This window comes from Leptolyngbya boryana PCC 6306 (assembly GCF_000353285.1).
GTDB classification, from domain to species: Bacteria; Cyanobacteriota; Cyanobacteriia; order Leptolyngbyales; family Leptolyngbyaceae; genus Leptolyngbya; species Leptolyngbya boryana.
Genome location: NZ_KB731324.1, coordinates 1,661,698 through 1,686,303 on the forward strand (window position 1 = coordinate 1,661,698; position 24,606 = coordinate 1,686,303).

The window sequence follows — 24,606 nt, forward strand, 5'->3', positions numbered from 1 at the left end:
TACAGTAGTCAATGCCGATGAATATTCATACCCGGAAATCGCTCCTATGAAGCTGGCTCCTCTGGTTTGTGCAACACTGGCATTGTCGATCGCGTCTGAAAGCCTTTTTGCTCCCGTCCGCGCCCAAACACCGCTATTTCCGCCGCCGCTCACCCCGCTGCCGCGCGCGACACCGCTCCCTATTCCACCTCGCACGACACCGCTGCCTGTCACGCCTCGACCCACAACACCCGCTCCCACCAATGGAGGCATCTGTCCGGCTCAATTGGGAGGAACGCTCGATCGTATTGTCAATCAGCTTCCAGCCAGTTGGAGCGTTTTAGTTCAAACTCAAGCTCCACGAGGCACACGGCAAAATCTTTATTCTCGCAATCCTTTCACTCAGCTTGTTCCCGCTTCTAATAACAAGCTGTTCACAACCGCTGCTGCTCTGACTCGGCTGGGTGCGCAGTACCAGCTCCGGACTCCTGTTTTCGGCAATAGCAATACTTCAGAGCTTGCAACCTTGCGAGTCATCGGTCAAGGAGATCCAAGTTTCAGTTCGGCACAGTTAAACTCGCTGACGCAGCAACTTCGCCAAAAAGGGATTCGACAAGTTGGGTTACTGATTGGAGATGACACGGTTTTTAGAGGGGCTGATTTTAATCCTTACTGGGATCAAGAAGATCGAGGACAAGGTTATGCACCGCCTGTCAACAGTTTGATGTTGAATCAGAATAATATTTACACTGGCGCAGTCCCCAATCCTGGCAATTACTTTGTCGGTGAGTTTCGGAACCGATTAGCCAATGCCGGGATTCAGGTCAAAGGTTCAACGCTGGTGAAACGGACTCCTGCACCTCCTGGAGAAGTAGAACTCGCATCGGTCATTTCCCCCCCGCTCTCACGCCTGATTTTTGAAACCAATCAGGAAAGCGATAATGCATATGCAGAAGCGATTTTAAAGACGTTGGGACGGTTGCAAGACCCCAATGGATCGGATTCGACCGCGAGTGGAGTCACTGCTGTTAGATCGATCCTGTCTGAGTTGGGAGTCAATCCGAATCGCTATAGTATGGTCGATGGTTCAGGACTTGCCGATCGTAATCGCGCCAGTGCAGAGGCATTTGTGCAAACGTTGCAAGCGATGGCTGAAGGAGCCAACGCAGACGTATTTCGGCGATCGCTCGCTGTTGCAGGCGTGAGCGGAACCTTAAGTAGTCGATTCCGAAATACCCCCGCTCGCGGCATTGTTTTTGCCAAAACTGGAACAATCTCTGGTGTGGTGTCACTCTCAGGTTACGTTACGCCTCCAGGCTATTCTCCCGTTGTATTTAGTGTGATTGTGAATTCTGGCTATTCTGCTTCGACAGTTCGCGCTTCGGTTGACAGTTTAGTAGTGGCATTAACACGATTGCGGAATTGTTAACGACAGTTCCAGCAAGTTTCGAGCCATGCGATTTGGGTCTGACGGGGCGTTGTGATGTGTTTTGCAACGCTCCATAGTTGCACGAGCGCGATTGGAGTCTCGACTTTGACAATCAAAGGTTCATAAGCATTACAGGTACAGGCGATCCCCAATTCGCAAAGCCGGTGATAAATTTGCCAGCGATGACCGCCTTTAATCTCAATAGGATTTAAATTCATAATTTTGCGTAAAAAAATCTTTCTCAGTAAGACTCGAAGACTGGAGTTCCGAATTTGCACAGTTTTGTAAGGATACAGCCTCCGGGGGATCAGGTTCGGATTGCTCTTGAGCATTCATCTGCTTTACCCAATTAATAATGGTGTTGTGGCTAACTCCTGTTGTTCTCTCGATCGCTCTAAATCCGATGCCATCGCGATACATTTTCAGACAAATTTGCTTGGCATCGTCGGAATATCCTTTGGTCGATCGCGCTGCGACAAATTGACGACCACAGCTTTTACAGCGATAGTTCTGTTTTCCTCGGCAGTGCCCGTTTTTATTAATCTGGGTTGAGCCACAGCTAGGGCATTTCATGACTTACTTGTGCAGCAGCATTCTAGGAGGAAGTTGATATGAATGAAACGAAAAATTTCTAGATAAAATCTTTTCTCAATTGCGATTTGAAATGAATAAAAACATACAGAATTTCACTTGATTTCTCATAGAAAATGCGCCAATTATGTAGAAGAAAGTGGTTGTACAGATATCATTCCAGCGTTTCTGAACTGTCTTGTTTTTACAGCTAAGCTCTCTAGATCATTAGGAGAATAAAATGTCCAACACGCAAGTTTTGATACGTCAATTTGGTCAAATCGCTGAAAACCCAGTTCTACTCGATCACACAACAACTGAGCCAGTTTGCGAAGGTTTGAATGCTTTGCTCGCAAGTTTTCAAGCACTGTATTTGCAGTATCAAAAGCATCATTTTGTTGTCGAAGGTGCAGAGTTTTACTCGCTTCATGAGTTTTTTGAAACAAGCTATGAGGCTGTGCAAGACCATGCTCATGAAATTGGGGAGCGCCTCGAAGGCTTGGGCGGCGTTCCAGTCGCAAGCTTCTCAAAGTTGGCTGAGTTATGCTGTTTTGCACCAGAACCGGATGGAGCCTACAGTTGTCGATCGATGTTGGAGCACGATCTAGTCGCAGAACAGGCAATTATTGACCTACTGCGTCGTCAGGCTGCTCAAGCAGAAAGCCTCGGCGATCGCGCAACGCGCTTTTTGCTAGAAAAGATTTTGTTGGCAACAGAAGATCGAGCATTCCATGTTGCTCACTTCCTAGCACCGGATAGCTTGAAGCGATAGATTTCTGGGTGGTCTAAGCCTCCTTAGAGTAATTTTTCTCAAAATAAACGCAAGAACCCCACAGCCTCTTCCCCAAAAGAAGGGGCTTTTTATCTGAATTGAGCAGTTTATTGAAATCTCTTCTCAATAAAGAAGATAAGCCAATCAATAATATGTGTCAAGAGTTGGTCACAAAAAAGCTGCTAGTCGGCGCAGCAACAGCCAACTAGCAGCTCATTTTTATGAATTGAATTATTGCGGTGCAACTTTATCTTTGAAGCCTTTACCTGCGGCAAACACAGGAACGCGAGTTGCAGGAATTTGGATCGCAGCACCTGTTGCAGGGTTACGACCTTCACGGGCTTGACGTTCCCGCGCTTCAAAACTGCCAAATCCGACGATTGTTACTTTGTCGCCGCTTGCCACGGTTTCAAGGATGGTATCGACCATTGCGCTGAGAATTGCATCAGCTTCTTTCTTGGTGACACTCGCCTTTTGAGCGATCGCATCAACTAATTCACCTTTGTTCATTTACGTGTCCTCACAATGATTCCTACATTGGTTCGCTGCATTGTAGTGCAAGATTTTCAAAAGTTCAATCGTACTATGCAAATTTGCGTCACAATAAGACACCGTAAGGGTTTGAGGGATATCCGTATATGATCGTACCAGCGACATGCTCTCCAGGAATTGCAGCCGGCATGGCTGCATTGCAGATGTTTTACAACGCCGGGACGGGGCTTTGGGACTCGGCAAATTGGTGGAATGCGGCGAATGCACTCGAAGCCACGATCGAGTATTCAAGATTAACGGATTCACTCACCTATCGAGGCAACATTTTCAATACGTTTTATCAAAAGCCGCGCTACGCAAATTTTATTAATCCCTGGTTTCGAGATGATGATGGTTGGTGGGCGATTGCTTGGATCAGAGCCTATGATCTCACAGGTGAAAAGCGGTATTTAGATCAAGCTAAGTTGATCTTTTGGGATATGACGAAAGGTTGGGATAACGTCTGTGGGGGCGGGCTTTACTGGCATAAGCGCGAATTGAACTACAAGAATGCAATCACAAATGGATTATTGCTATCGGTTGCAGCAAAATTGAATCTCCGTGAACCGGAAGACAAACGATATTTAGAATGGTCGCAAAAGATTTGGAAATGGTATCAGCAAAGCGGAATGATCAATGCTGAGAATCTGGTGAATGATGGTTTAGATTACGAGACTTGTCGAAATAATGGCAAAACGACTTGGACTTACAATCAGGGAGTTTTGATTGGGGGACTCGTCGATTTATATCGGGGGACAAATGACCCTGAATTGTTGCAACAGGCAGAAGCGATCGCCGATGCGTCGATCGTCAAACTTGCCCGAAACGGAATTTTACGCGAACCCTGCGAAGATAACAATGATTGTGGCAATGATGGACCGCAATTTAAGGGCATCTTCATGCGGAACTTAGCCGAGTTGTATCGAGTCAGCCCAAAACTGAGCTATCGAGAATTTATTACTCGAAATGCAGAGTCGATTTGGGCAAATCGCAATCAGAACGGTCAATTTGGACTCGATTGGGCAGGAAATGTTGATCAAGCCGATGCGAAACGGCAAACGAGCGCGGTCGATGCTTTGAATGCAGCCATTGCCTTGAGAACAACTTGGACAGGCATTCAACCCAAATTGAGCGCTGATACAACAAAGTTCAATGTTTCAGTCGCTTGCTCAGGTCGGTATGATTTGCAATTTCGGTACGCCTCGCCTGAAAGTGCTGTGAGATATCTGTATGTGAATGGAAAAAGTTTGGTCGATCGACAACTTTTCCCAAAAACAGGTGCATTGGATCAATGGCAAACGGTCACCGTTGAGAATGTCTGGCTGAATGCAGGTGATAATGCCATCTCCGTGATTTTTAATTCGAGTAAAGGCAGCCAAAATCCCCTTTCTGTAGGTGCATTATCGATCGATGTATCGCGCAGGTTGAAATGAACCAGATTAAACAACTCTATCGTCAGATCAAAGCTGGAATCGAACTCAGTGTTTGGGAAACGTCGCTGATCAAAGAGCGCATGACCGATTGGGCACAGCTTCAACGGTATGAGCAAGCGAATCGCGATGTCAAACAGGCTGAAGTGATTTTCTTTGGCGATTCCATTACTGATCAGTGGGATTTATCGCTGTATTTTCCAGATCAGTCTTATGTCAATCGTGGAATTTCCGGGCAAACGACTCCTCAAATGCTGGTTCGATTTCGTCCTGATGTGATTAATCTACATCCCAAAATTGTTGTTTTTCTTGCTGGAACTAATGATATTGCAGGCAATACGGGACATATGACGATCGAGCAAATTCAGAATAATTTTATGTCGATCGCAGATCTCGCAAAGGCACATCAGATCCGACTCATCTTTGCTTCGATTCTTCCGGTCAGCGAGGAACGATCCATCACTCGACCTCTTACCAAGATCCAAATGCTCAATCAGTGGATCATTGAATATTGTGAGACAAATCATCTCATTTATCTGGACTACTACAGTTCGATGGTGGATGAGCGAGGATATTTGCGATCGCACCTTGCGGACGATGGGTTACATCCGAATGACGCTGGATATCAGATCATGGCTCCGCTTGCAGAAGCGGCGATTCAGAAAGCTCTCTAACGCCATCTCACAAATGAATTTTACCTATGCAGAAGGATGTAGCAGAAATGAATTTTACCTATGCAGAAGGATGAAAAAGCTTTTCAGGAGGGAGAAACTAAAAATAACTTCTGCAATCTAGATTTATGGCACAACCCACTTCTCAAAAAACTGGTAAAAACTTGCTCGCGCTTCCAAGTACGATCGCGCAGCACTCTTTGCGTTTGATTCGGAGCTTTTTACCGAGATTAGGACATGCCTTAGATTTTGTCGATACGATTCCTTTACTGAGAAATCCGATTGTTAGACGATTCGCAGGAGTTTTGCGATTAGAGTGGTTACTTGGGCTGACAGGTCAAGTGAACCTAGAAAAAGCGGAAGCAGAAGTGAAAAAGCTTCAGCAACAATTTCCGAACGAAACACCGAGCCAAATCTCGCATCGATTGATGGTGAAAAAAGCAATTCAAGCAGGTGGTACGGGCTTAGTGACCAGCATTTTGCCTGGATTTGCTGTGGCATTTCTCGCACTTGATATCGCGGCAACAACGGCACTACAAACTGCTTTAGTCTATGAAATTGCTGCTGCCTATGGATTGAATCTGCGGGATACAGCCCGAAAAGGTGAAGTGTTAGCGATTTTTGGACTCGCACTCGGTGGCGGCAACGCATTGAAGGCAGGCTTGAAGTTTTTACGCAATGTTCCGCTTGCTGGAGCCGCGATCGGTGCCAGTACAAATGCGACGATTCTCTATTCCGTCGGTTATGCTGCAAGTCGATTCTACGAAGCTCAGATCCAAGAGGCTTCTGAAGTTCCCAAGACCGAAACCTTGAAGACGATTCAGCAACAGAGCGAAGCTTATCTCAATGTCGCGATCGCTCAGCAAGCAATTGTGGATCAAGTCCTTGCACATATGCTTTTAGTGAGCTATCCAGAGAAAACTTGGGAAGATATTTTGCCTGAGTTAAAACAATTGCAGTTAGAACCGTCTTCATTGAAGACGATCGCAGCTCACTTAAAGTCACCTCAGCCTTTAGCTAGCTTGTTGGATCAACTGAACTGCGATTTTGCCGCTCCTCTGTTAGCTCAATGTCGTCGGATTGCAGAGAGTACAGGCGGAATTTCTCAGCCAGAAGCAGATGTGTTGAACGCGATCGAGCAAAAGTGTCAGACTTCATTCATCGACGCTTAGCGATCTATTTTAAACAGATCTTAAAGGATTGACGTATTGAAAGAAGTTTCTAAGCGCCAATAGGGTTTATCTCGATCAACTGCAGCCAAAAGGACAAAACTCGCGTACATTACAAGATGGAGAATCGAGGGTGTTTTTATCGGGGTGGTCGCCTTTGTCATAAACTTCTACAAGATTTGTATCGTATGTTCTCAAAAAACTACGGGACGGGTTCCTTGCGAGTTGCGACCCTTGCACTAGCAGGAACGATTGGACTAGTTACGTCTGGATGTGAAAATTCGACACTCTCCAGTGTCCCCCAAGTACAAGCTGGACCAACTCCACCTCGGCAGCCACAGATTGCATCAGTCTCTGAGGCGCAAGATTCCAGTTCAGCCACTAGAACGCGAAACTTCACGGTTTCAGATGGAATGAGAACAGTTGGAACGATGACGATCGCTGCAGACGGAACCGCAATTCTGAAAATTCAAGATCCAAAAACCTCGGCTGTCGAATATCACGGCAACTTCTCTAGTCCAGCTGCTCTTGACGATCGCAAAGCGCCTCTGCCCGAAGTCAATCAGGTCTATCCACTCACGCCTGAAGGGCAGAGTGAGAATCGCTGCGTGAGTGGGGATACAGCTTGCGAATTTCCGCGCAGCCAAATGACCCATCAAGTCTCGGAAGTCGCTGTGCAAGATGAGAGTCTGGTTAACCATGACGATCGCTTTATCTATCAAGACTTTAGCTCTTCTTTCTTCCAACAAGTGCTAGAAATCAATCGCGATTGTGGACTCAGTATGGTGGCTGCTCCCTGCTCTACTCGCGTTTATGCTTTCAAAGACGGCAGCCTGACGACGAAATTTATTGACACTGAATCGACAGAAGAATACACAATGATGTTCCAGCAACCTGTGACAGAGGAAGTTGCTTTCAGTTATCTCGCAATCTTGAATGATGGTAAAGCAGTTGACTTCACTTCATCTACATCTGACCAACCCCATTCGCAAAGTTGTCCTGATGACACTACACGCACTGCCTCCTACTGCAAAGCTGAACTTCTTTTTAATGCAGATGGAGCCGTGTCAGGAGTCAAATTGACTCATATCAAACCGAAACGGAATGGTTAGCAGGAATAGACGGGGAAGTGTATACCGCCCGCCACGCTAAAGCAAGAGGACTAGCTGAATAGGGAGCAATACCCCGATATCAACTTTGCTTAAGTGTCCATTTTCAGACTTGCCGATCGCACAACTGCTTGAATTAACCCTTCCAAAGTAAATTCTTCGGCTTCAATCTCAACGCGCCCTAACAAGGCTCGACAAGTTTTAGAAGTCTGTGGACCGATCGACGCGAACCGCACTTTCTCTAAATGTTGGCTCCAATTATCCCCGATCGCTTTTTGCAACAATTCGCAGAAATGCTTGACGGTTTTAGAACTCGCGAAGGTAACGATATCAACTTTGTGAGCTTGAATCGCCGCGATCGCAGTGGCATCTGGAATTCTCGGACAAGTGGATTGATAGGCGGCAACTTCTGTGACAATTGCCCCGCGATCGCTAAATGCACGCACGAGCACATCCCGCCCGCCTGTCTCAACGCGCGGAAACAAAATTTTCTTTCCTTCGACCGAGACTGGAAAATTGATCACCATCGAATCCGCCACAAAATCCGGCGGGATAAAATCTGGCTGCAATCCGCGTTGTCTCAATCGCTGAGCCGTTTTCTCGCCCACAACGGCAATCTTAATGCCCGACAGTCCCCGGACATCCTGAAGTTGAGAACCCAATCGCTCAAAGAAATAATCGACTGCATTCGTCGAAGTCAGAATTAGCCAATCGAATTCGTTTATTTTTGCGATCGCTTGATCTAATCCCGCCCAACTCGACGGAGGCACAATCTCGATCGTCGGCATTTCCAGCACACTTGCGCCATAGTTTTGCAGCGAGTAAGCGAACTGACTCGACTGTCCTGCGGCGCGGGTGACGATGATAGTTTTGTTAAAAAGAGGCAAATTCATAAAAACGATCGCAGTCGAACGACTTCCCCAATCACGATCACACAAGGCGATAATCGCTGGGGTGTCACCTGCGACAGGATTTCATCGAGTGTACTACTCCAGATTTCTTGTTCAGGATGTCCAGCCCACCGAATAATTGCGATCGGGGTCTGTTCTGATTTTCCCTGACGACGTAGCTCTTCGACAATTCGTGGTAAATGTTTACCTCCCATTAAGATCACGAGCGTGTCAATTTGAGCCAAGACTTGCCAGTTTAATCGCTCAGGTTCATGCGCTGTAATCACCGTAAATCCACGGCTTAAGACCGGATCAGTCAAGGGGATATGGGCGAACAGCGGAGCGGCTAAAGCTGAGGAAAGACCGGGAACAACTTCATAGTCACAATTTGCCGCTTTGAGCGTTTGAATTTCCGAAGTGGTTCGTCCAAAGATGAACGGATCGCCACTTTTGAGCCGAACGACTTTTTTGCCCTGTTGACAGTGCTCAACGAGTAAGCGATCGATATCTTCCTGCTTCATGCTAGGTTGTCCCCCTCGCTTCCCAACATTCAGCTTCAAACAGGTGTCCGCCACCAACTCTAAAAACTGCGAATCGACCAACGCATCGTAAACGAGAACTTCAGCCTGAGTGAGCAACTGATACGCTCGCATCGTCAAATTTCCAATATCTCCGGGTCCTGATCCCACTAAAAAAACTTTGCCTGACATCGCTTAACCCAGAAAACAAGCGGCTGGAAAAATCAAATATTCTAAGAAAAACAGCTTCCAAATGACTTGATAAAAGCGAGCGACTTCTACTTTGTCGTGTAGATCGATTTTGTAGCTGCGAAACCACAAGGTTGCTAATACTATCAGATGGCTCACCATCAAAAAAGGCGCATTGACACCCGGTAAAAAAGGCGCGATCGCCACAATCGATAGATAACACCCGGTCAAAACTGCCCGCGATAAATTGAACACCGGGCGCTGTCCCAGTCTCAAGGTCAATGTGCGAATGTTGTATCGTCGATCGCCTTCTGTATCTGGCATATCTTTGAAAATTGCGATCGCAAACGTAAACACCAAAATAAAGATGGTCAACGCCCAAACTTTCGCGGGAATGGGAAAGCCCTGATTGAAATGCAAGAACAATCCCAAATTCACGATCATGCCTCTAACCGTAAAGATGCACAGCGATGCCCAAAACGGAAATCGCTTCAATCGCACAGGCGGCAAAGAGTAGAGTGTGCCGATCGCTAAACTCAGCCCAACCATTCCGAACAAATAAGGACTCTGGGACGCGGCAACTGTGATCGCGATGATTCCTGTCAGTACCACCAGCAGTCGCCCTTGCTGAACTGAGAATTCGCCCGAAGCTAAGGGAAGATGCGGCTTATTAATGCGATCGATCTCGATATCTTCAAGTTGGTTCAACCCCACAATGTAGACATTGCCACACAGACAGGCAATCAGAGGCGCGATCAACAAGGTCGGATGCAGCAATAATTCGCGATTGCCAGCAAGCACGATCAGATATAGCCCCAACACACTTAATGACGTTCCAATCACTGTATGAGGGCGCGAGAATTTCCAGAAAGCATAGAGCCAAGGGGCATAGCGTTGAACGAGATTCGATGATTTATTCGATGACTTGTTGGATGATTTGTAAGAAGTTCGACTCATAACTTTCTGGAATCTTGACCCCTAAACCCTACCGTGGTTCTAAACTTTCTTGCCGCAAAGCAAGCCAAATTTAATTAATCCGCGTTTGTACCCTTGCTGCATTGATCCCAGCGAGAGCGCGGCTTGAATGGTTGTCCAGCCCGATGTAAGCAAGCCAAAAATTGCACCAGGTGTAAAAGCGGAATCGATCACAACATTCCAAAATGGAGCCACAGCCGTTGACCAGTCTGCGGTTTGGATGTCTTGCAGTCCAATCTCTTGCGCGATCGCGGTGTATTCCGGCAATGAGATCACATACGGCAAGCAATACACGCGATAAATCTCAGCTAACCGTTTGCGATCGTCGATCGTCAGCGGCACTTGATCCGTCGGACGATGACACCAAGTTGCCATAATAAACGTCCCACCCGGTTTAAGCACTCGATAGCATTCGGCTAAGAATTTCTGCTTATCCGGCATGTGTTCGCCGCTTTCCAGCGACCACACTAAATCAAAGGAATTATCCTCGAAGGGCATATTCAGCGCATCAGCGACTTGAAAATTGGCGGAAATCTGAGCCACTCTCGATCGTTCTTTTGCCCGATTTGCCTGCACTGGACTCAGGGTGATTCCCGTTGCTTCCGCTCCAAATTTTTCAGCCAAATAGAGCGAACTTCCTCCGATGCCGCATCCGACATCCAGGATTTTCTCTGCTTTTGTGATCCCCGCCCACTTCAGTAATTCTTCGATCAGATCAATCTGTGCCTGTCTGCGCTCCTTTTGGGTCTTGCCGTCTGCGCCGTAATAGCCGTGATGCATGTGCTCGCCCCAAACTTGCTCCCATAAGCCAGAGGACGCATCGTAAAACTGCTGGATTTGCTCAGATAAGGTTGAAGTCATAGACAGCCCTAGGAAATGTATTCAATCTATCAAATTGATTGATAAGAATTCGAGCATTTTAATCTTAAGAAAATCTATTGATTATGAGAATTGAAGATAGTAATAAAAAATACGAATTTGCACAGTTGATGCTGTAGCCCTATGTTTATGTCTAAGGATGAATACCAACAGGAGTACTTTTGCTTGGGGGTGAAGAAAAAACTACCCTGTTGGATGCTGTGCGCTGCTTTCGGGGATCGCTTTAATTAAGAATATCTTGAAAGAAAAGAGATAGAAAATCGGATCGAAATCTAATGCATAGGTTGAGAGATTCATACATAGATATGGGTATGTTGAAGCTGAAATAAGCAGAATTGATTCACTGAGTTAATTCATCAACACTTCAACTAACTCTCTTCTGAAGTTCACGGAAATCTAAGACTGCTTGTGTATCTTGTAAGTGAGAAAACACAAGTTCTTCTCTTCTTCTCTCTGTTGATGGCTACTCTCTCTCGTTTGTCTGGAAGGTCAATTATGTCTGAAACCCATTTCGACTCCAACTTGATCGCTCGCCCACCTCAAAAGTTCGATTTCCTACAACCACTCCGCAACTGGTTCGACTCGATTCAAATCCACGATCGTAGAGCTGCTCACTTCGTCTGCAAGCTGATTCCAGCACAATGCCCGTTTGAACGCGATATCAAGCTGTTTGGACGCACGATCGCGCATATCCCTCCCATGTGCAAATTGAATCCCCTGTATGACCAATTTGTCGGTCTAAGATTCCGAGCATTGTGCTATTTAGTCGATGAATGCGGCGAAATGGTCGTCTAACCAAGCTTCGAGATTAATTGAGTCGAATCGAGGTCTTTACCGATAAAGACTAATCGAGTTTGTCTCCGTTCATCAGATCGCCACGGTCGATCGTAGAAATGCTCAAACCTGGAACCCACCCCCTGCATGACGAGCCGCATCGGTTTATTTGGCACTGCCACGAACCCTTTGACTCGATAAATCTCCTGCTCCTGGACGAGTTTTTCTAAACGCGATCGCAACTGTTCCGGATCAAAGGCTTGATCCAAAATTAAATGAGTCGAGTTAATCTCATCGTCATGGTCGTGTTCTTCTTCTGTATCGTGATGACTCGGACGCGCTTCTAAATGATCTTCTACCGCCGCATTGAACCCTAGAAGCAAGTTTGGATCAAGCTCTCCTGCCCGCCCATTTTCCACAATTTTGACAGCTCTTGGAAGCTCCTGCTCGACGAGCGATCGCACATTCTCCTGAGCCTCACGGTCTACGAGATCCGTCTTATTTAAAATCACTAAATCAGCGCAAGCTAGCTGATCTTCAAACAATTCTTGCAGCGGCGTTTCGTGGTCAAGATTGGGATCGGCTTGTCGCTGTGCTTCGACCGCTTGCAAATCCGCCGCAAGCGTTCCGGTTGAAACCGCTTCGCAATCGACAACGGTGATCACACCATCGACTGTAGCTGCATTACGAATCTCATGCCAGCGAAATGCTTTGATCAACGGTTTTGGTAAAGCTAAGCCAGAGGTTTCAATCACGATCGAGTCTAAACTGTCTCTGCGCTTGAGCAATTCCAACATCGTGGGCAAAAACTCTTCTTGCACTGTGCAGCAGAGGCAGCCGTTCGTCAATTCGACAATATTACTCGTCTCATTAGTCGTCTCGTCTTCGGGGCAAACCTGGCAAGATTTCAGAAGTTCGCCATCGATTCCCATTTCCCCGAACTCATTCACCAACACAGCAATTCGCCGTCCCTGATTATTTTGTAACAGGTGACGAATCAGCGTAGTCTTTCCACTTCCTAAAAAGCCAGTAATGACAGTAACCGGAATCTTCGCAGCCATAAATTCAGTCCATTTAGTCTAAAGCTTAGATTCTCAGAAGTTGGATGTTTGCAAAATCCCGACTTCTCGCATCACGCGGAATCTTTCACGATCGCGCTAATCATATCAATTCCAACAACGAATCCTGAAAACTTGATGGGTTTCTTCACCAAGCCTCCAGGATTCAAAAAATGAGAATTTAATCTCAAGACTCGAATTATTCAGCCTATTCAGCCGTTGCCAACTCTGTGCTGCCGCGTGCGCGTCTGCGGGTCAACGCATTGAACAATGCTTGTCCAATTGCTTTGATCAGGTTGCCTTCTAGCTCTTTGAACATGTGCATGTTCATGCCAAACGCATCGTTTGCTTCTTCGACAATTCGATCAGCAGTTGCTTCATCAATATCCATCGAATCCAAACGTGCCCGATACTCTTTCTTGAAGGCTTTCTCATCAGAGATATGTTTGAACTCATAGAAGTTCGTGCCTTCGCCTTCTGTGAGATTCATGCCGTTCTGAGCAATTTTCTTGAGAATTTGACCACCCGACAAGTCGCCAATATAGCGCGTGTAAGAGTGAGCAATCAGCAACTCAGGATTGCTTTGTCCGACTTGATGAATTCGAGCGACATAGGACTGAGTGGCATCCGACGGAGCGACTTGATCGCGCCAGTTCTTACCGAAGTAGTAAGCAAGATCCTGTTCTAGCGTTTCTTTCCGTTCAAGCTCTGGGAAGTAGATTTTCGACAAGATCGGATGATCTTTGTGTCGGCGCATCTCTTCTTCCATTGCCGAATAGACAAAGTAAAAGTTTGCAACGAGCTTGCGATAAGATTCTTTCTCAACCGTTCCTTTCAAAAAGCACGCGATGAATCCGGTGTTTTCCGCCATCGTGTGAGCTTTCTTGGTTCCTTCGCGAAGTTTTGTTGCTAAATTACTGCTCATTCTAAACTTCCCAACACTGTAAATTTAAGTGATCTGCTGACGTGTCATTTTACAGATGATCCCAAGTTTTAGCTTAAGGGCTTGTATCCATTGCTGTGTAAGGCTTTGAATCAAGAACTTAATGGTGACCGTAGAAATCATCATGTTGCGCTATTTGTTAAGGTAATCCGTTTTGATGAGCGTTTTTATTACAAATTCTTACATCGGATGCAAGCTGCTCCTCGATACGAGATTCACGTTACTTTAATTTCAGCACTCTATTTTTTAGTAAATGCTACTTTTTAGTAAATGCTACAAGATGCCCTGACTTGGATTCAAAATCTTGGCGCGACAGGCGCGATCGTGTTTATCCTGCTCTACATGTGCGCTGCTGTTCTCTGGATTCCGGGAACGCTGCTCACGCTAGGGGCAGGGCTTGTCTATGGACTTTTTCTTGGTTCACTTTATGTAGCAATTGGGGCGACTTTAGGCGCGATCGCAGCTTTTCTAGTCGGACGATATGTTGCGAGAGATTGGGTATCTCAACGCATTGAAGCCAATGCGAAGTGGAAAGCGATCGACCAAGCAGTTGCAAAAGAAGGATTGAAAATTGTTATCCTTACCCGATTGTCTCCCGTATTTCCATTCACGTTATTAAATTATGCGTTTGGTGTGACCCAAGTTTCATTAAAAGATTATGCGCTCGGCTGTTTCGGCATGATTCCAGGAATCATCATGTATGTCTACATCGGCTCGCTTGCGGGCAATCTAGCAACTTTAGGCAAAGCACCCTTGAGTTCAGAAGCACAACTAGCGCAATGGGGACTTCGGATAGTTGGGCTAATCGCTACAGTAGTCGTAACAGTCTATGTGACACGAATTGCGCGAAAAGCGTTGCAAGATAGCGGGGTCGAAGATTCATGAGCCTGATTTCTCCTGATGATGTTCACAATCAACTCTTGGTTTCGCGGGTGCATCCGCCGGATTGGGTGAATCCGCAACCGAGCGATCGCTATGATTTGGTGGTTCTAGGCGCAGGAACGGCAGGTTTAGTCGTTGCAGCAGGAGCCGCCGGACTGGGGATCGGACTGAAAGTGGCGCTGATCGAAAAACATTTAATGGGCGGAGATTGCTTGAATGTCGGCTGTGTTCCGTCTAAATGCATGATTCGATCGTCGAGAGTCGTGGCTGAGATGCGAGATGCTCGATCGTTTGGTGTGATTCCTCCGGATACGATTGAAGTCGATTTTCCGGCTGTGATGGAACGAATGCGTCAATTGCGAGCAGGCATCAGTGAAAATGATTCAGCCGATCGATTTAAAAAATTAGGCGTGGATGTCTTTCTGGGTGAAGCGAGCTTTTTGGATCGCGATCGCATTCAAGTGAGCGATCGCATTCTCAACTTCAAAAAAGCCGTGATTGCGACTGGAGCACGGGCGCGTGACCCTGAAATTCCAGGATTAGCAGAAGCAGGATATTTGACGAATGAAACAGTTTTTTCATTAACCGATCGTCCTCGTCGCTTGGCTGTGATTGGCGGCGGTGCAATTGGCTGTGAATTGGCACAGACCTTTCAGCGCTTAGGCTGTGAAGTGATGCTATTTCATAAACATGCTCGGTTACTCGATCGAGAAGATCCTGACGCTGCCGAACTGCTTCAGCAAGTTTTTCTCAAAGAAGGCATTCGCGTGATCTTGAACTGCAACATTGATCAAGTTAGATCTTCTCCTGATGGGAAAGTGATCGATGCAAACGGCGAGAGCTTTGTCGTCGATGAAATTCTTGTGGGTGCAGGTCGCGCTCCGAATGTAGAAGGATTGAATCTGGAAGCGGTGGGGGTGAACTACGATCGCAAAGGTGTCAAAGTCAACGACTATCTGCAAACGACCAATCCGCGCATCTATGCAGCAGGTGACATCTGTATGGATTGGAAATACACACATGCGGCAGATGCTGCGGCGCGGATTGTGATTAAAAACGCTTTGTTTTCACCGTTTGGGTTTGGTCGATCGAAACTCAGCAGTTTGACCATGCCTTGGGTCACTTACACCGATCCCGAAATTGCGCATGTCGGGATCTACGAAAGCGATAACGCTGAACTGATTAAAATCACCTTAGATAAGGTCGATCGTGCGATTGCCGATGGAGAAACCAACGGCTTCATCAAATTACTGCATCGAACAGGATCAGACGAAATTCTTGGAGCCACGATCGTCGCGCGTCATGCCGGAGAAATGATCAGCGAAATCACAACCGCGATCGTCGGGAAACGCGGACTCAACACGTTATCTACGGTCATTCATCCTTATCCCACTCAAGCCGAAATGATCAAAAAAGCCGCAGATGCCTACCGCCGAAAACTGCTCACTCCCACTAGCCGAAAACTCTTAGGACTGCTCACCAAATTTTCTTAAAGCGTTCATGAAGGCTTCACCGCTGACATCGGTTCAGAATTGTTAAGCTAGGAGCGCGCTATAGCCAGATGATATGCAGCCCCTATTCACCCAGTCGCTTAAGGTCGAAACCCTAAATTTCACGATCGACAACCTTCCCCCTCACCTGCATGGGACAACACTCGTTCAACTCTCTGACCTGCACTTTGACGGAGAGCGATTATCTGAAAAAATTCTGAATCAAGCGATCGAGATTACCAATCAAGCCGCAGCCGATTTCATCGTCATCACAGGCGACTTTGTGACTGATGATCCGCAGCCGATTTATGAACTTGTCCATCATTTGAAACAGTTAAAAGCCAGATCAGGAATTTATGGCATTTTGGGCAATCACGACTTATATCGCCGCGATAGTCAGCAAATTATCATTGATGCTCTAGCCAACATTCATATCCAAATTCTCTGGAATGAAATCGTTTATCCGGTTGGATCAGAACTTGCCCTAGTTGGACTCGCAGACTTTTGGTCGCCTGCCTACAAACAATCTAGCGAAGTCATGGATCAACTTCCTGCCGACTTGCCGCGCATTGTGCTCGCTCACAATCCCGACTGCGCCGAATCCCTACAAAAATGGCGAGTCGATCTGCAACTTTCAGGACATAGCCACGGTGGGCAAATCATCATTCCAGGCATTGTCAATATTTCAGCCTTTTGCGCCTATCTCTATCGCATCCTTCCCAAGAAAATCAAGTACAGAATTCCAGTTCTCGCTGCCTGTTACCGAGTTATGAAACATTGGGAATGGGTCAAAGGACTGCATCACATTGGCAAGAATCGACTTTATGTCAATCGTGGATTAGGAACTTACTTTCCAGGTCGATTGTTCTGTCCTCCCGAAGTGACGATCATCACGCTGAATGCTAGCGATTGTGATTCTCCATCCCCACGCTGATCAATTTCCTCGGTTGCGTGACCATACTGGAAAAGGCAATTTAGTTTTGCCTCCTATTGTTCAGTGACTTAGGCGTTTCCCGTGTGAATGACCTAGACTTGGAGCGACCCACCATCTTGGTAGTAGACGATCATCCTTCGAGCCGGATGACCGCTGTAGCTTTGCTTTCTGTAGAAGGCTACGATGTCATTGAAGCAGAAAGCGGCGCGACTGCACTTGCACAACTTCAGCAAACGAATCCTGACCTGATTTTGCTCGATGTGATGATGCCAGGCATGGATGGGTATGAAGTGTGCCGTCGCCTCAAAGAAGATGAACTCACTCGTTTGACGCCAGTCGTCTTTATTACAGCATTAGACGATCGCCGATCGCGGCTCCGCGGCATCGAAGCCGGGGGCGACGACTTCTTGACCAAACCCTTTGATCAATTAGAACTCTCGGCACGAGTCAAATCGCTCGTGCATCAGAAACGCCTGAATGAAGATTTAGATCACGCGGAAAAAGTGTTGTTCTCAATTGCGAGAACCGTTGAAAGTCGCGATCCAAATACTGGAGATCACTGTGAAAGACTGGTGATGCTGGGAAAAGCATTCGGTGAATTTTTGGGATTAACGCGATCGCAAATTCGCGACTTGATGTGGGGTGGATATTTGCACGATATCGGCAAAGTAGGCATCCCCGATGCTGTGCTGCTGAAAACAGGACGACTCACTCCTGAAGAGTTTCAGATTATGAAACAGCATGTCCTGATCGGCGAAAAAATCTGTCAACCGCTGCGAACCATGCGCGGCGTTGTCCCGATCATCCGGCATCATCATGAACGTTGGGATGGGTCTGGCTATCCAGATGCCTTGAAAGGCGATGACATTCCTTTTTTGGCACAAGTGTTTCAAATCCTTGATATTTATGATGCACTGACCAGCGAACGCCCCTATAAAAAAGCATTTTCACCTGAAGAAGCGTTGAGAATCATTGCAGAAGAAACAAGAAAAGGCTGGCGTAATCCAGATTTGATTGCAGAATTCAGCGATTTTATTCAAGCGATCGAACTGCAATTCAAGAGTGAACCGATTTGGTTTGAAAAATATGTCAAAGCAGTGAATCGTATCTGACAGTTAAGCTGTATCAGAATTACCTTACTTTTCAAAAAGCTTGTTCTAAAATAGGCTCAAGGGTCAAGTGTAGAGCGCTTTGAATGCGATCTGAAGATTCATGAAGTGTGTGATTTAATCATTCTTTTGGAGGCGCGATGTTAGTCATCCTAGCGGGCGAACAACTCCTTTCACCCCAGCAAGTTTGCCAGAACTGCTTAATGGCAGATCAAAGTGGACAACCCAGATGGCGGCAGGGTCAACTGCGTTGCGGGCAGGCAATTTTGAAACTGGGGGAAAAGACCCCAGATCAGTTTGAGTGCCAGATGGGATTTCGGGTGGCAAATATTGAATAAGGTGGAAGTGCGCTATTCTGGGCGTATCCCAATTCATCTGAATACGAACGAGGAGAACTGAGTTATGACGTGGCGCGGCTCTACAACGGTGTCTGATCGCATTTTTGCTTGTCTAGTGTATCTCTTACCCTTATTAGATGTAGTGGGCTTCGTTGGGCGGATCTTGCTGGCGACGGACTCGTTTCTCAGTCCACTGGTTGCGATCGTTGCCTTGCCGCTGGCTCCACTCCTCTCGATTTACACCGGATTCATTCCGTTAATTGTGTTCTTTGCGCTGTTCCTATTGGTGGTGCGCAACGAAAATGTGCCGCACTTTATCCGATTCAATACCATGCAAGCGATTCTGTTTGGAATTTTATTGAGTTTGGTCAGCATTATCTGGCAATTTGCGCTATCCCCTATTTTTGGTATGGGCTTGTTGACGCAAACGCTATTCAACGCTGTCTTTTTAGGGATGATTGTGGCAGTCGGGTATTCGATCGTGCAATCTGCATTGGGACGTTATGCAGAAATTCCCACGATCTCAGATGCCGTCTATATGCAGGTGCGCTAATCCTGTAATTGGGCTTGGCGAACGGGTAAGCGTTCGCCAACCGTATTTTCTAAGAAGCCGATGCCTTCGATTTCAACCCGAACTCGATTGCCAATCTGCATGGCTCCCACACCTTCAGGAGTGCCCGTTAAAATCACATCTCCAGGGAGTAGGGTCATCACTTGGCTAATGTAGGAGACTAGGAAATCCGGTGAAAACACCATATTTCCGATCGAATCAGATTGAACGGGGGCTTCATTCAAAAAAGTTTGGATGCGCGCATCGGGATTAATTTCTCTGACAATCCAAGGACCTAAGGGGCAGAACGTATCGAAGCCTTTGGCTCGCGTCCACTGCCCATCTTTTTTTTGTAGATCTCGGGCAGTGACATCGTTTGCGATCGTATATCCCCAAATTTTGCTGTGGGCTTGTTGAGGGGTGCAGTCTTTTGTGCGATCGCCAATCACTAGCGCTAATTCTCCTTCATAATCGACTCGCTCAGATTGCGGTGGATACAAAATCTCAGCGTCCAACGGAATGATGGTGGTGGTGGGTTTGAGGAATAAAAGCGGCTCTTGGGGCACAGGGGTTCCCATTTCAGCGGCATGACTGGCGTAGTTTTTGCCGACTGCAATAATTTTCGAGGGCGCACAGGGGGCAAGCAGCCGATATTCAGCGGCATTTAGTCGATGCTCTGTCAGTTGTCCTCGATGCCAAGGGGGAGCGTCTAAAACTTGAACAGTGCGATCGATTTGCAGTAAGCCGTAATAGATTTTGTCGTCAGGGGTTTGAACGCGGACATAACGCTGTGCCATAAGAAATTAATCGTATTTTGCTAGACCGGGGAATAGAGCGCGACGAATCATTCAGAAACTGGTATAGAATTGTAATTCCTTGCCCTTTCATTATTGGGGTTTCCCAACCTAAATCAAGCGATTTTTGTCTGATTGTTGGGCGATGCTGATCACTCGAAAGAGCCATTTAGACCATAAGGAGTCGATTTCATGAGCCAGTTGTACGAAACGATGTATATTTTGCGTCCTGACATCGGGGATGAAGCAGTCGATCAAGCGATCGAGAAGTATCAATCGATCTTGAAGGAAAACGGTGCGGAGATCATCGAAACTCAGCATCGGGGTAAGCGTCGCTTGGCTTACGAAATTGAAAGACAGCGCGAAGGTGTTTATATCCAAATGAATTTTAAGTCAGATGGAAGCCCGATTGCTCAAATGGAACGAGCAATGCGCTTGAGTAACGAAGTGATTCGCTATTTGACCGTGAAACAAGAAGAACCGAAAGCGGAAGCTGTCGAAGCTTAGGGCTAACCGCTAATTCATCAACATCTGGTGCAGTTGATTCGGTGCCAGATGTTTTGTTTTGAGGGTCTAGACTTCATACAAATCAATGCACCTGATCAGAACCCAAAATCGCTCAACCTGATGGGGACTGATTTTAGTTTTCTCTGAGGAAATGTTAAGTTTTCCATCGATTATGAGCGTTGAGTTGGGAATGCTTGGAGGAGAAAGATTGCAGCCTAAAAGCCCTCTATGATATTCAGTTCCGAATCTTTTTCTCGGTGGAAGTTTGAGCCAATTTCAGCGAATCCTGGTTCGATCTTGCCTCCGATTCTGCCAAGAACGTTAACCTCGTTTGAAACTTTGGGATTCAGTTTAGGGGGAGTGCTGCTTTGGTTAGGAACTGCGCCAGCGATGCATGGAGCGCTTGGGATACAAGCTCTCTCAGTCTGGATCATCAGTACAATTGCAGGAGTGATGTTAAATCTGCAAGTGCGGCATCTGGGGCAAATCTATCCTGATGTTTCAGGTGGAACGCCGAACTATACGACTCGATTATTAAAGGCGTATCCAGCGATCGCTCAATATAGCGCGATCGGTTACTGGCTTGGATGGGTTTCCATTCCTCCGATGAATGCGATGATTTTGACGGATTTGATTCAGACAAATCTCGATCCCATCTCAATTCACATCCCAACGACTTTCTTCAGAGTTCTCTTTACGTTACTGCCCTACATCCTTGCGTTCAGCGGAACGAGAGCTTTGAGTATCCTGCACTCGTTTTTTGTGCTGCCTGCGATCGGACTGATCATTGCTTTTTGTGTGTTTGGATTCAGTTGGCTAACCTTCTTCGCGCACAACTCAACGATCGTGCCGATGCAAAGTGCAAGCTTTTCGCTGGAAGGTTGGATGAAATGGTATTTCATGGCAGTGTATGCCGTCTATGGGGCTGAAACGGGATCTTCATTTGTCGCAGATAGTCAGCGGCCTCGATCGACCTTGAATTTTATTGCAGGTGCTGCTGTTTTATTACCGCTTGTCTACATCGCTGGCTCTTGGATTATCAATCGTCTCAGTCCTACTGATGCCACCTCGACCTTTCTGGTTTTAGTGAATTCGGCGCAACCTTTTTGGGGAGATGCTGCTCCATTGCTGGTGACGATGTTAATTGCAAGTGGCGCTTTGCTGAGTTCTGCAACGGCTGTTTCTAATACGTCTCGAATTCTCTATCAGTTGGCACGCGATCGCTATATTGCTCCAGTTTTTGGGGTCGTTTCGCAGCGAGGAGTATTTGCACCTGCACTGTCTCTAACTCTGCTGTTTAGCTTGATATGCCTGGTCTGGGGAAATGTTGATCGAATCATCATGATCACAGGCACGGGCTATCTGATTGCGATGATCGCGTTCCATCTGGGAATGTGGCATCAGCGTAAGAGTCCAGAGTCTCTTTGGGCAAAAGCATCGCTCTTTTTCTTGTGCATTGAAGTCACGGCACTGATTGTCGGTGGAATGGCTTGGAGTTGGCAAGATTTACTTCTCGGGCTGTCGCTTCCTTTCATCGTTCGATTGCTCAGTTGGGGAATGCAGCAAGTTAAGTTTGCTCCATTTCAGTCTGAATGGTGGTTTCGGCTCTATCAACCCAAATTGCTTTCGGAACAAACAGATTTCCTCTCAACTCAGGTGATTTCGCTCCTGGTCATCATTGCTATGACGACGAGTATTAGCTGGTGGGTGAGATCAACATTAGATAATGTAGCAGCAAGCATTCAGTCTTCTCTGCTGATTTTGGTACTACTCGTGGTGGCATTCTTGGGAGTTGCGATCGCCTGTTGGAGTAGCTTACCGCAGGTTTTAGCCATTGATGAAGCAAGAGAAATGTCCGAGAAAACTCAGGCAGAACTTTCGATCAAAACTGAGAAGTTAGAATCGACTCTGCAAGATTTACAAAATGCTCAGTTACATATGGTGCAGAGCGAAAAGATGTCTGCACTGGGTCAAATGGTGGCAGGAGTAGCGCATGAGATCAACAATCCCGTGAATTTCATTCACGGTAATCTCTCCTATGTCAAAACTTCTACGCAAGACTTGCTCACTTTGGTTGAAACTTATCAGCAGACTTTTCCGAATCCCCCTGCTGTGATTCAGGATCAGCTAGATGAGATTGATCTGCCGTTTCTGACTGAAGATCTGACAAAGCTTTTGCAATCGATGCAAGTTGGGACGAACCGGATTCGGGAAATTGTTTTGTCGCTTCGCAACTTCTCCCGATTAGATGAAGCTGAATACAAAGCAGTCGATGTGCATGAAGGGATTGAGAATACGCTGCTGATTTTACGCCATCGGTTACAAGCTACGACAAAGCATCCAGCGATTCAAATTACTAGGGAATACGGTGATTTGCCACTGGTTGAATGCTACGCAGGGCAACTCAATCAGGTCGTCATGAATCTGTTGAGTAATGCGATCGATGCGTTAGAAGAGGTGAATCACGATCGAACCTATGAGGAGATTGAGAAGAATCCGAGTACGATTCGCATCCGGACGGAGGTGACTGAGAAAAACTTCGTCAAAATTATGATTGCGGACAATGGGCAAGGCGTTCCAGAAAGTGTACGGTCTTCTTTGTTTAATCCGTTTTTTACGACGAAACCTGTTGGAAAAGGAACCGGGTTAGGACTTTCAATTAGCTATCAAATCATTGCGGAGCGGCACAGAGGTAGGCTTTACTATGATTCAACGTTTGGAACGGGGACACAGTTTGTGATCGAAATTCCAGTGTTGCAACCTGATGTCTTGACATAACGCTCTGAAATTGAGAGTTCAAGCGCGGTTAGCGATCACGTAGTAGATCAGTTCTTCGTGCCAAATACCTTGATCGGTGGCGAGTGATGCGATCGCACGATCGTAACTTGCTTTAATTTGCTCAAGGATTGCTGGGTCTACTTGAGGTAGCGGATTATCAATGTGCAGCCAGAATTTTCCGCTCCATCGGCTTTGGGCTTGTTCGACTGTTAGATATTTTCCAAGCTGGTGTGGATGGATTTCGATGGAATGAAAGCCGATCGATCCGAGTAAGTTCTGAATTCGCTCAGGGGTTCCAAGCAAGTAATGCAGGTTTGGCAGGGTGACACCATGAGCGGCACAGGATTCTACGATCGTATCTACAAGGTAGGAGTTCTCAGAGGAGCAGCTAAAAGCAATGAAGCCATTAGGTTTGAGAAAGTAATACCAGTTTTGCACAATTTTGGAGATGTTGGGGAAAAGCACGATCGCAAACGAACAGTAGATGGCATCAAATTGCTCTGGTTCAGCTTGGTAAGCTTCGACATCAATTTCAAGCAATTGAATGTTCGTGAGTTGTTCTACGGCGATTTTTTGTTGAGCGATTTTGAGAAGCTCTGCGGCGATGTCGATACCGATGACGGATTTGACCTGTTTGGCAGCCGCGATCGCAATGCTACCTGTTCCAGTCGCAACATCTAAGACAGAATAATCTGGATGCAATTGAGTGTAGTTGAGTAAACGGACTGCGCGACTGTGAGTGAGGTCATTATCATAGTTAGCTCTCGAATTGTAGAAATCAGCAACTTGCTGTTTATAGTTCATTGTAGGGATGTAAGATTTATGCTCCTCTGTGCAGCGACTTTAATTCATTTGATGCCGCTGCTATTGACGCTTCCGAGGCTTGGTTCATTTCCGTTGAATGATTTCGTTGGGTCGCATTGAGTTCAGCATCATGATCTGGCAATACGTAAAGATCGACATCGATTTCTGCATTCAGTTGTAAAACAGCCTTGAGCAGTTCTCGATCGAAGTGAATTGCTGGACGCTCTCCAGATGTATAAATCACTCCACAAAATTCAGCTTCGTAAACTGAGCAAAGTTCAATCAGAGGTTGCCAGCCTTGTCGGAGTTGTTGCAGAATGACTCGGAAATGTTCGTCTAAATCGTCTGAAGCTTCTAAGTGCGATCGTAATTTCCAGCCGTTCTGCTTATACCGAATCTGCCCTTTTGGAGAAATCAACTCATCTTTAAGCCACGTTTTTGTTGGCTCAATTCCAACTTTCGACGTGATATCTTCAGGGTTCAAATCGATTCCTGTCAAGCTGAATTCCACATACACTTCAGAGTCCATTTTGA

27 protein-coding genes and 1 pseudogene are annotated in these 24,606 nt (G+C 46.5%); 16 read left to right on the top strand and 12 right to left on the bottom strand.

The window, feature by feature from the left end; all coding sequences use genetic code 11:
- Positions 1–46 precede the first annotated feature (46 nt).
- Positions 47–1,408 carry a D-alanyl-D-alanine carboxypeptidase/D-alanyl-D-alanine endopeptidase gene (dacB, locus tag LEPBO_RS39865; protein ID WP_017287075.1) on the top strand — a complete coding sequence of 454 codons (1,362 nt, stop codon included), beginning with the start codon at positions 47–49 and terminating at the stop codon, positions 1,406–1,408.
- On the opposite strand, the gene LEPBO_RS0108225 is transcribed toward dacB, so the two are convergent.
- The gene (locus LEPBO_RS0108225) at positions 1,405–1,626 is read right to left on the bottom strand and encodes an Asr1405/Asl0597 family protein (protein ID WP_017287076.1); all 222 of its coding nucleotides are present in this window, start codon (positions 1,624–1,626) and stop codon (positions 1,405–1,407) included. The two genes, dacB and LEPBO_RS0108225, sit on opposite strands and share 4 nt — an antisense overlap.
- On the bottom strand, positions 1,607–1,981 hold the full coding sequence (locus LEPBO_RS44340; protein ID WP_017287077.1) for an IS1 family transposase: 375 nt from the start codon (positions 1,979–1,981) through the stop codon (positions 1,607–1,609). Before LEPBO_RS44340 ends, LEPBO_RS0108225 begins: the two co-directional genes overlap by 20 nt.
- A 238-nt stretch (positions 1,982–2,219) precedes the next feature.
- On the opposite strand from LEPBO_RS44340, the gene dpsA reads away from it, so the two are divergent.
- Entirely contained in the window at positions 2,220–2,750 is a 531-nt protein-coding gene (gene dpsA / locus LEPBO_RS0108235) for a DNA starvation/stress protection protein DpsA (RefSeq protein WP_017287078.1), read from the top strand.
- Positions 2,751–2,981: 231 nt separating this feature from the next.
- On the opposite strand, the gene LEPBO_RS0108240 is transcribed toward dpsA, so the two are convergent.
- A complete protein-coding gene (locus LEPBO_RS0108240; RefSeq protein ID WP_017287079.1) occupies positions 2,982–3,260 on the bottom strand; it encodes an HU family DNA-binding protein in 279 nt (92 codons plus the stop codon).
- A 128-nt stretch (positions 3,261–3,388) separates the two neighbouring features.
- Here LEPBO_RS0108240 and LEPBO_RS40875 point away from each other — a divergent pair, with 128 nt between their 5' ends.
- From LEPBO_RS40875 to LEPBO_RS0108260, 4 genes are all read left to right on the top strand, one after another.
- Complete coding sequence (locus LEPBO_RS40875) at positions 3,389–4,714, top strand: glycoside hydrolase family 76 protein (protein WP_071596147.1); 1,326 nt, start codon at positions 3,389–3,391, stop codon at positions 4,712–4,714.
- Entirely contained in the window at positions 4,711–5,385 is a 675-nt protein-coding gene (locus LEPBO_RS0108250; protein ID WP_017287081.1) for an SGNH/GDSL hydrolase family protein, read from the top strand. Before LEPBO_RS40875 ends, LEPBO_RS0108250 begins: the two co-directional genes overlap by 4 nt.
- A 125-nt stretch (positions 5,386–5,510) precedes the next feature.
- Complete coding sequence (locus LEPBO_RS36475) at positions 5,511–6,554, top strand: hypothetical protein (protein WP_017287082.1); 1,044 nt, start codon at positions 5,511–5,513, stop codon at positions 6,552–6,554.
- 185 nt (positions 6,555–6,739) lie between these two features.
- Positions 6,740–7,663: a hypothetical protein gene (locus tag LEPBO_RS0108260; RefSeq protein ID WP_017287083.1), complete on the top strand. Its 924-nt coding sequence runs from the start codon at positions 6,740–6,742 to the stop codon at positions 7,661–7,663.
- Positions 7,664–7,752: 89 nt separating this feature from the next.
- Here the strand turns inward: LEPBO_RS0108260 and LEPBO_RS44345 are convergent, their stop codons facing one another.
- Positions 7,753–8,553, bottom strand: a complete 801-nt coding sequence (locus tag LEPBO_RS44345; protein WP_051077779.1) for a uroporphyrinogen-III synthase — start codon at positions 8,551–8,553, stop codon at positions 7,753–7,755.
- A complete protein-coding gene (cobA, locus tag LEPBO_RS44350; RefSeq protein WP_394368077.1) occupies positions 8,550–9,203 on the bottom strand; it encodes a uroporphyrinogen-III C-methyltransferase in 654 nt (217 codons plus the stop codon). Before cobA ends, LEPBO_RS44345 begins: the two co-directional genes overlap by 4 nt.
- Before the next feature lie 29 nt (positions 9,204–9,232).
- On the opposite strand from cobA, the pseudogene LEPBO_RS45265 reads away from it, so the two are divergent.
- A pseudogene (locus LEPBO_RS45265) lies at positions 9,233–9,277 on the top strand (hypothetical protein); the annotation flags it as partial.
- On the opposite strand, the gene LEPBO_RS0108275 reads toward LEPBO_RS45265, so the two are convergent.
- A complete protein-coding gene (locus LEPBO_RS0108275) occupies positions 9,264–10,214 on the bottom strand; it encodes a homogentisate phytyltransferase (RefSeq protein ID WP_017287084.1) in 951 nt (316 codons plus the stop codon). The pseudogene LEPBO_RS45265 and the gene LEPBO_RS0108275 overlap by 14 nt on opposite strands.
- 39 nt (positions 10,215–10,253) lie before the next feature.
- Complete coding sequence (locus LEPBO_RS0108280) at positions 10,254–11,093, bottom strand: methyltransferase domain-containing protein (RefSeq protein WP_017287085.1); 840 nt, start codon at positions 11,091–11,093, stop codon at positions 10,254–10,256.
- A 513-nt stretch (positions 11,094–11,606) separates the two neighbouring features.
- Here LEPBO_RS0108280 and LEPBO_RS0108290 point away from each other — a divergent pair.
- Positions 11,607–11,906, top strand: a complete 300-nt coding sequence (locus LEPBO_RS0108290) for a Mo-dependent nitrogenase C-terminal domain-containing protein (protein WP_017287086.1) — start codon at positions 11,607–11,609, stop codon at positions 11,904–11,906.
- Here LEPBO_RS0108290 and cobW read toward each other — a convergent pair.
- Together cobW and LEPBO_RS0108305 are read right to left on the bottom strand one after the other, a co-directional pair.
- A complete protein-coding gene (gene cobW, locus LEPBO_RS0108295; RefSeq protein WP_017287087.1) occupies positions 11,903–12,946 on the bottom strand; it encodes a cobalamin biosynthesis protein CobW in 1,044 nt (347 codons plus the stop codon). The two genes, LEPBO_RS0108290 and cobW, sit on opposite strands and share 4 nt — an antisense overlap.
- Positions 12,947–13,151: 205 nt before the next feature.
- Entirely contained in the window at positions 13,152–13,868 is a 717-nt protein-coding gene (locus LEPBO_RS0108305; protein WP_017287089.1) for a biliverdin-producing heme oxygenase, read from the bottom strand.
- A gap of 288 nt (positions 13,869–14,156) precedes the next feature.
- Between LEPBO_RS0108305 and LEPBO_RS0108310 the strand changes: the two genes are divergently transcribed.
- The 6 genes from LEPBO_RS0108310 to LEPBO_RS0108335 all read left to right on the top strand — a co-directional run bounded on the left by LEPBO_RS0108310 (position 14,157) and on the right by LEPBO_RS0108335 (position 19,192).
- Positions 14,157–14,771 carry a TVP38/TMEM64 family protein gene (locus tag LEPBO_RS0108310; protein WP_017287091.1) on the top strand — a complete coding sequence of 205 codons (615 nt, stop codon included), beginning with the start codon at positions 14,157–14,159 and terminating at the stop codon, positions 14,769–14,771.
- Entirely contained in the window at positions 14,768–16,261 is a 1,494-nt protein-coding gene (locus LEPBO_RS0108315) for a mercuric reductase (protein ID WP_017287092.1), read from the top strand. The genes LEPBO_RS0108310 and LEPBO_RS0108315 overlap by 4 nt, the downstream gene beginning before the upstream one ends.
- Before the next feature lie 73 nt (positions 16,262–16,334).
- The gene (locus LEPBO_RS0108320; protein WP_017287093.1) at positions 16,335–17,192 is read left to right on the top strand and encodes a metallophosphoesterase; all 858 of its coding nucleotides are present in this window, start codon (positions 16,335–16,337) and stop codon (positions 17,190–17,192) included.
- A gap of 83 nt (positions 17,193–17,275) precedes the next feature.
- A complete protein-coding gene (locus tag LEPBO_RS36480; protein ID WP_051077780.1) occupies positions 17,276–18,304 on the top strand; it encodes a response regulator in 1,029 nt (342 codons plus the stop codon).
- 137 nt (positions 18,305–18,441) lie between these two features.
- The gene (locus LEPBO_RS0108330) at positions 18,442–18,639 is read left to right on the top strand and encodes a hypothetical protein (RefSeq protein WP_017287095.1); all 198 of its coding nucleotides are present in this window, start codon (positions 18,442–18,444) and stop codon (positions 18,637–18,639) included.
- A gap of 64 nt (positions 18,640–18,703) precedes the next feature.
- Positions 18,704–19,192 carry a Tic20 family protein gene (locus LEPBO_RS0108335; protein ID WP_017287096.1) on the top strand — a complete coding sequence of 163 codons (489 nt, stop codon included), beginning with the start codon at positions 18,704–18,706 and terminating at the stop codon, positions 19,190–19,192.
- Here the strand turns inward: LEPBO_RS0108335 and LEPBO_RS0108340 are convergent.
- Complete coding sequence (locus LEPBO_RS0108340; protein WP_017287097.1) at positions 19,189–19,986, bottom strand: fumarylacetoacetate hydrolase family protein; 798 nt, start codon at positions 19,984–19,986, stop codon at positions 19,189–19,191. The two genes, LEPBO_RS0108335 and LEPBO_RS0108340, sit on opposite strands and share 4 nt — an antisense overlap.
- A gap of 189 nt (positions 19,987–20,175) precedes the next feature.
- On the opposite strand from LEPBO_RS0108340, the gene rpsF reads away from it, so the two are divergent.
- Both rpsF and LEPBO_RS43950 read left to right on the top strand, forming a co-directional pair.
- Complete coding sequence (gene rpsF, locus LEPBO_RS0108345) at positions 20,176–20,490, top strand: 30S ribosomal protein S6 (protein ID WP_017287098.1); 315 nt, start codon at positions 20,176–20,178, stop codon at positions 20,488–20,490.
- Positions 20,491–20,718: 228 nt separating this feature from the next.
- Positions 20,719–23,268, top strand: coding sequence for an amino acid permease (locus tag LEPBO_RS43950; RefSeq protein WP_017287099.1), 2,550 nt, complete (start codon positions 20,719–20,721; stop codon positions 23,266–23,268).
- A gap of 18 nt (positions 23,269–23,286) precedes the next feature.
- Here the strand turns inward: LEPBO_RS43950 and LEPBO_RS0108355 are convergent, their stop codons facing one another.
- Positions 23,287–24,072: a class I SAM-dependent methyltransferase gene (locus LEPBO_RS0108355; protein WP_017287100.1), complete on the bottom strand. Its 786-nt coding sequence runs from the start codon at positions 24,070–24,072 to the stop codon at positions 23,287–23,289.
- Between the two features lie 16 nt (positions 24,073–24,088).
- Positions 24,089–24,601 carry a DUF4279 domain-containing protein gene (locus LEPBO_RS0108360; protein WP_017287101.1) on the bottom strand — a complete coding sequence of 171 codons (513 nt, stop codon included), beginning with the start codon at positions 24,599–24,601 and terminating at the stop codon, positions 24,089–24,091.
- Positions 24,602–24,606: the final 5 nt, after the last annotated feature.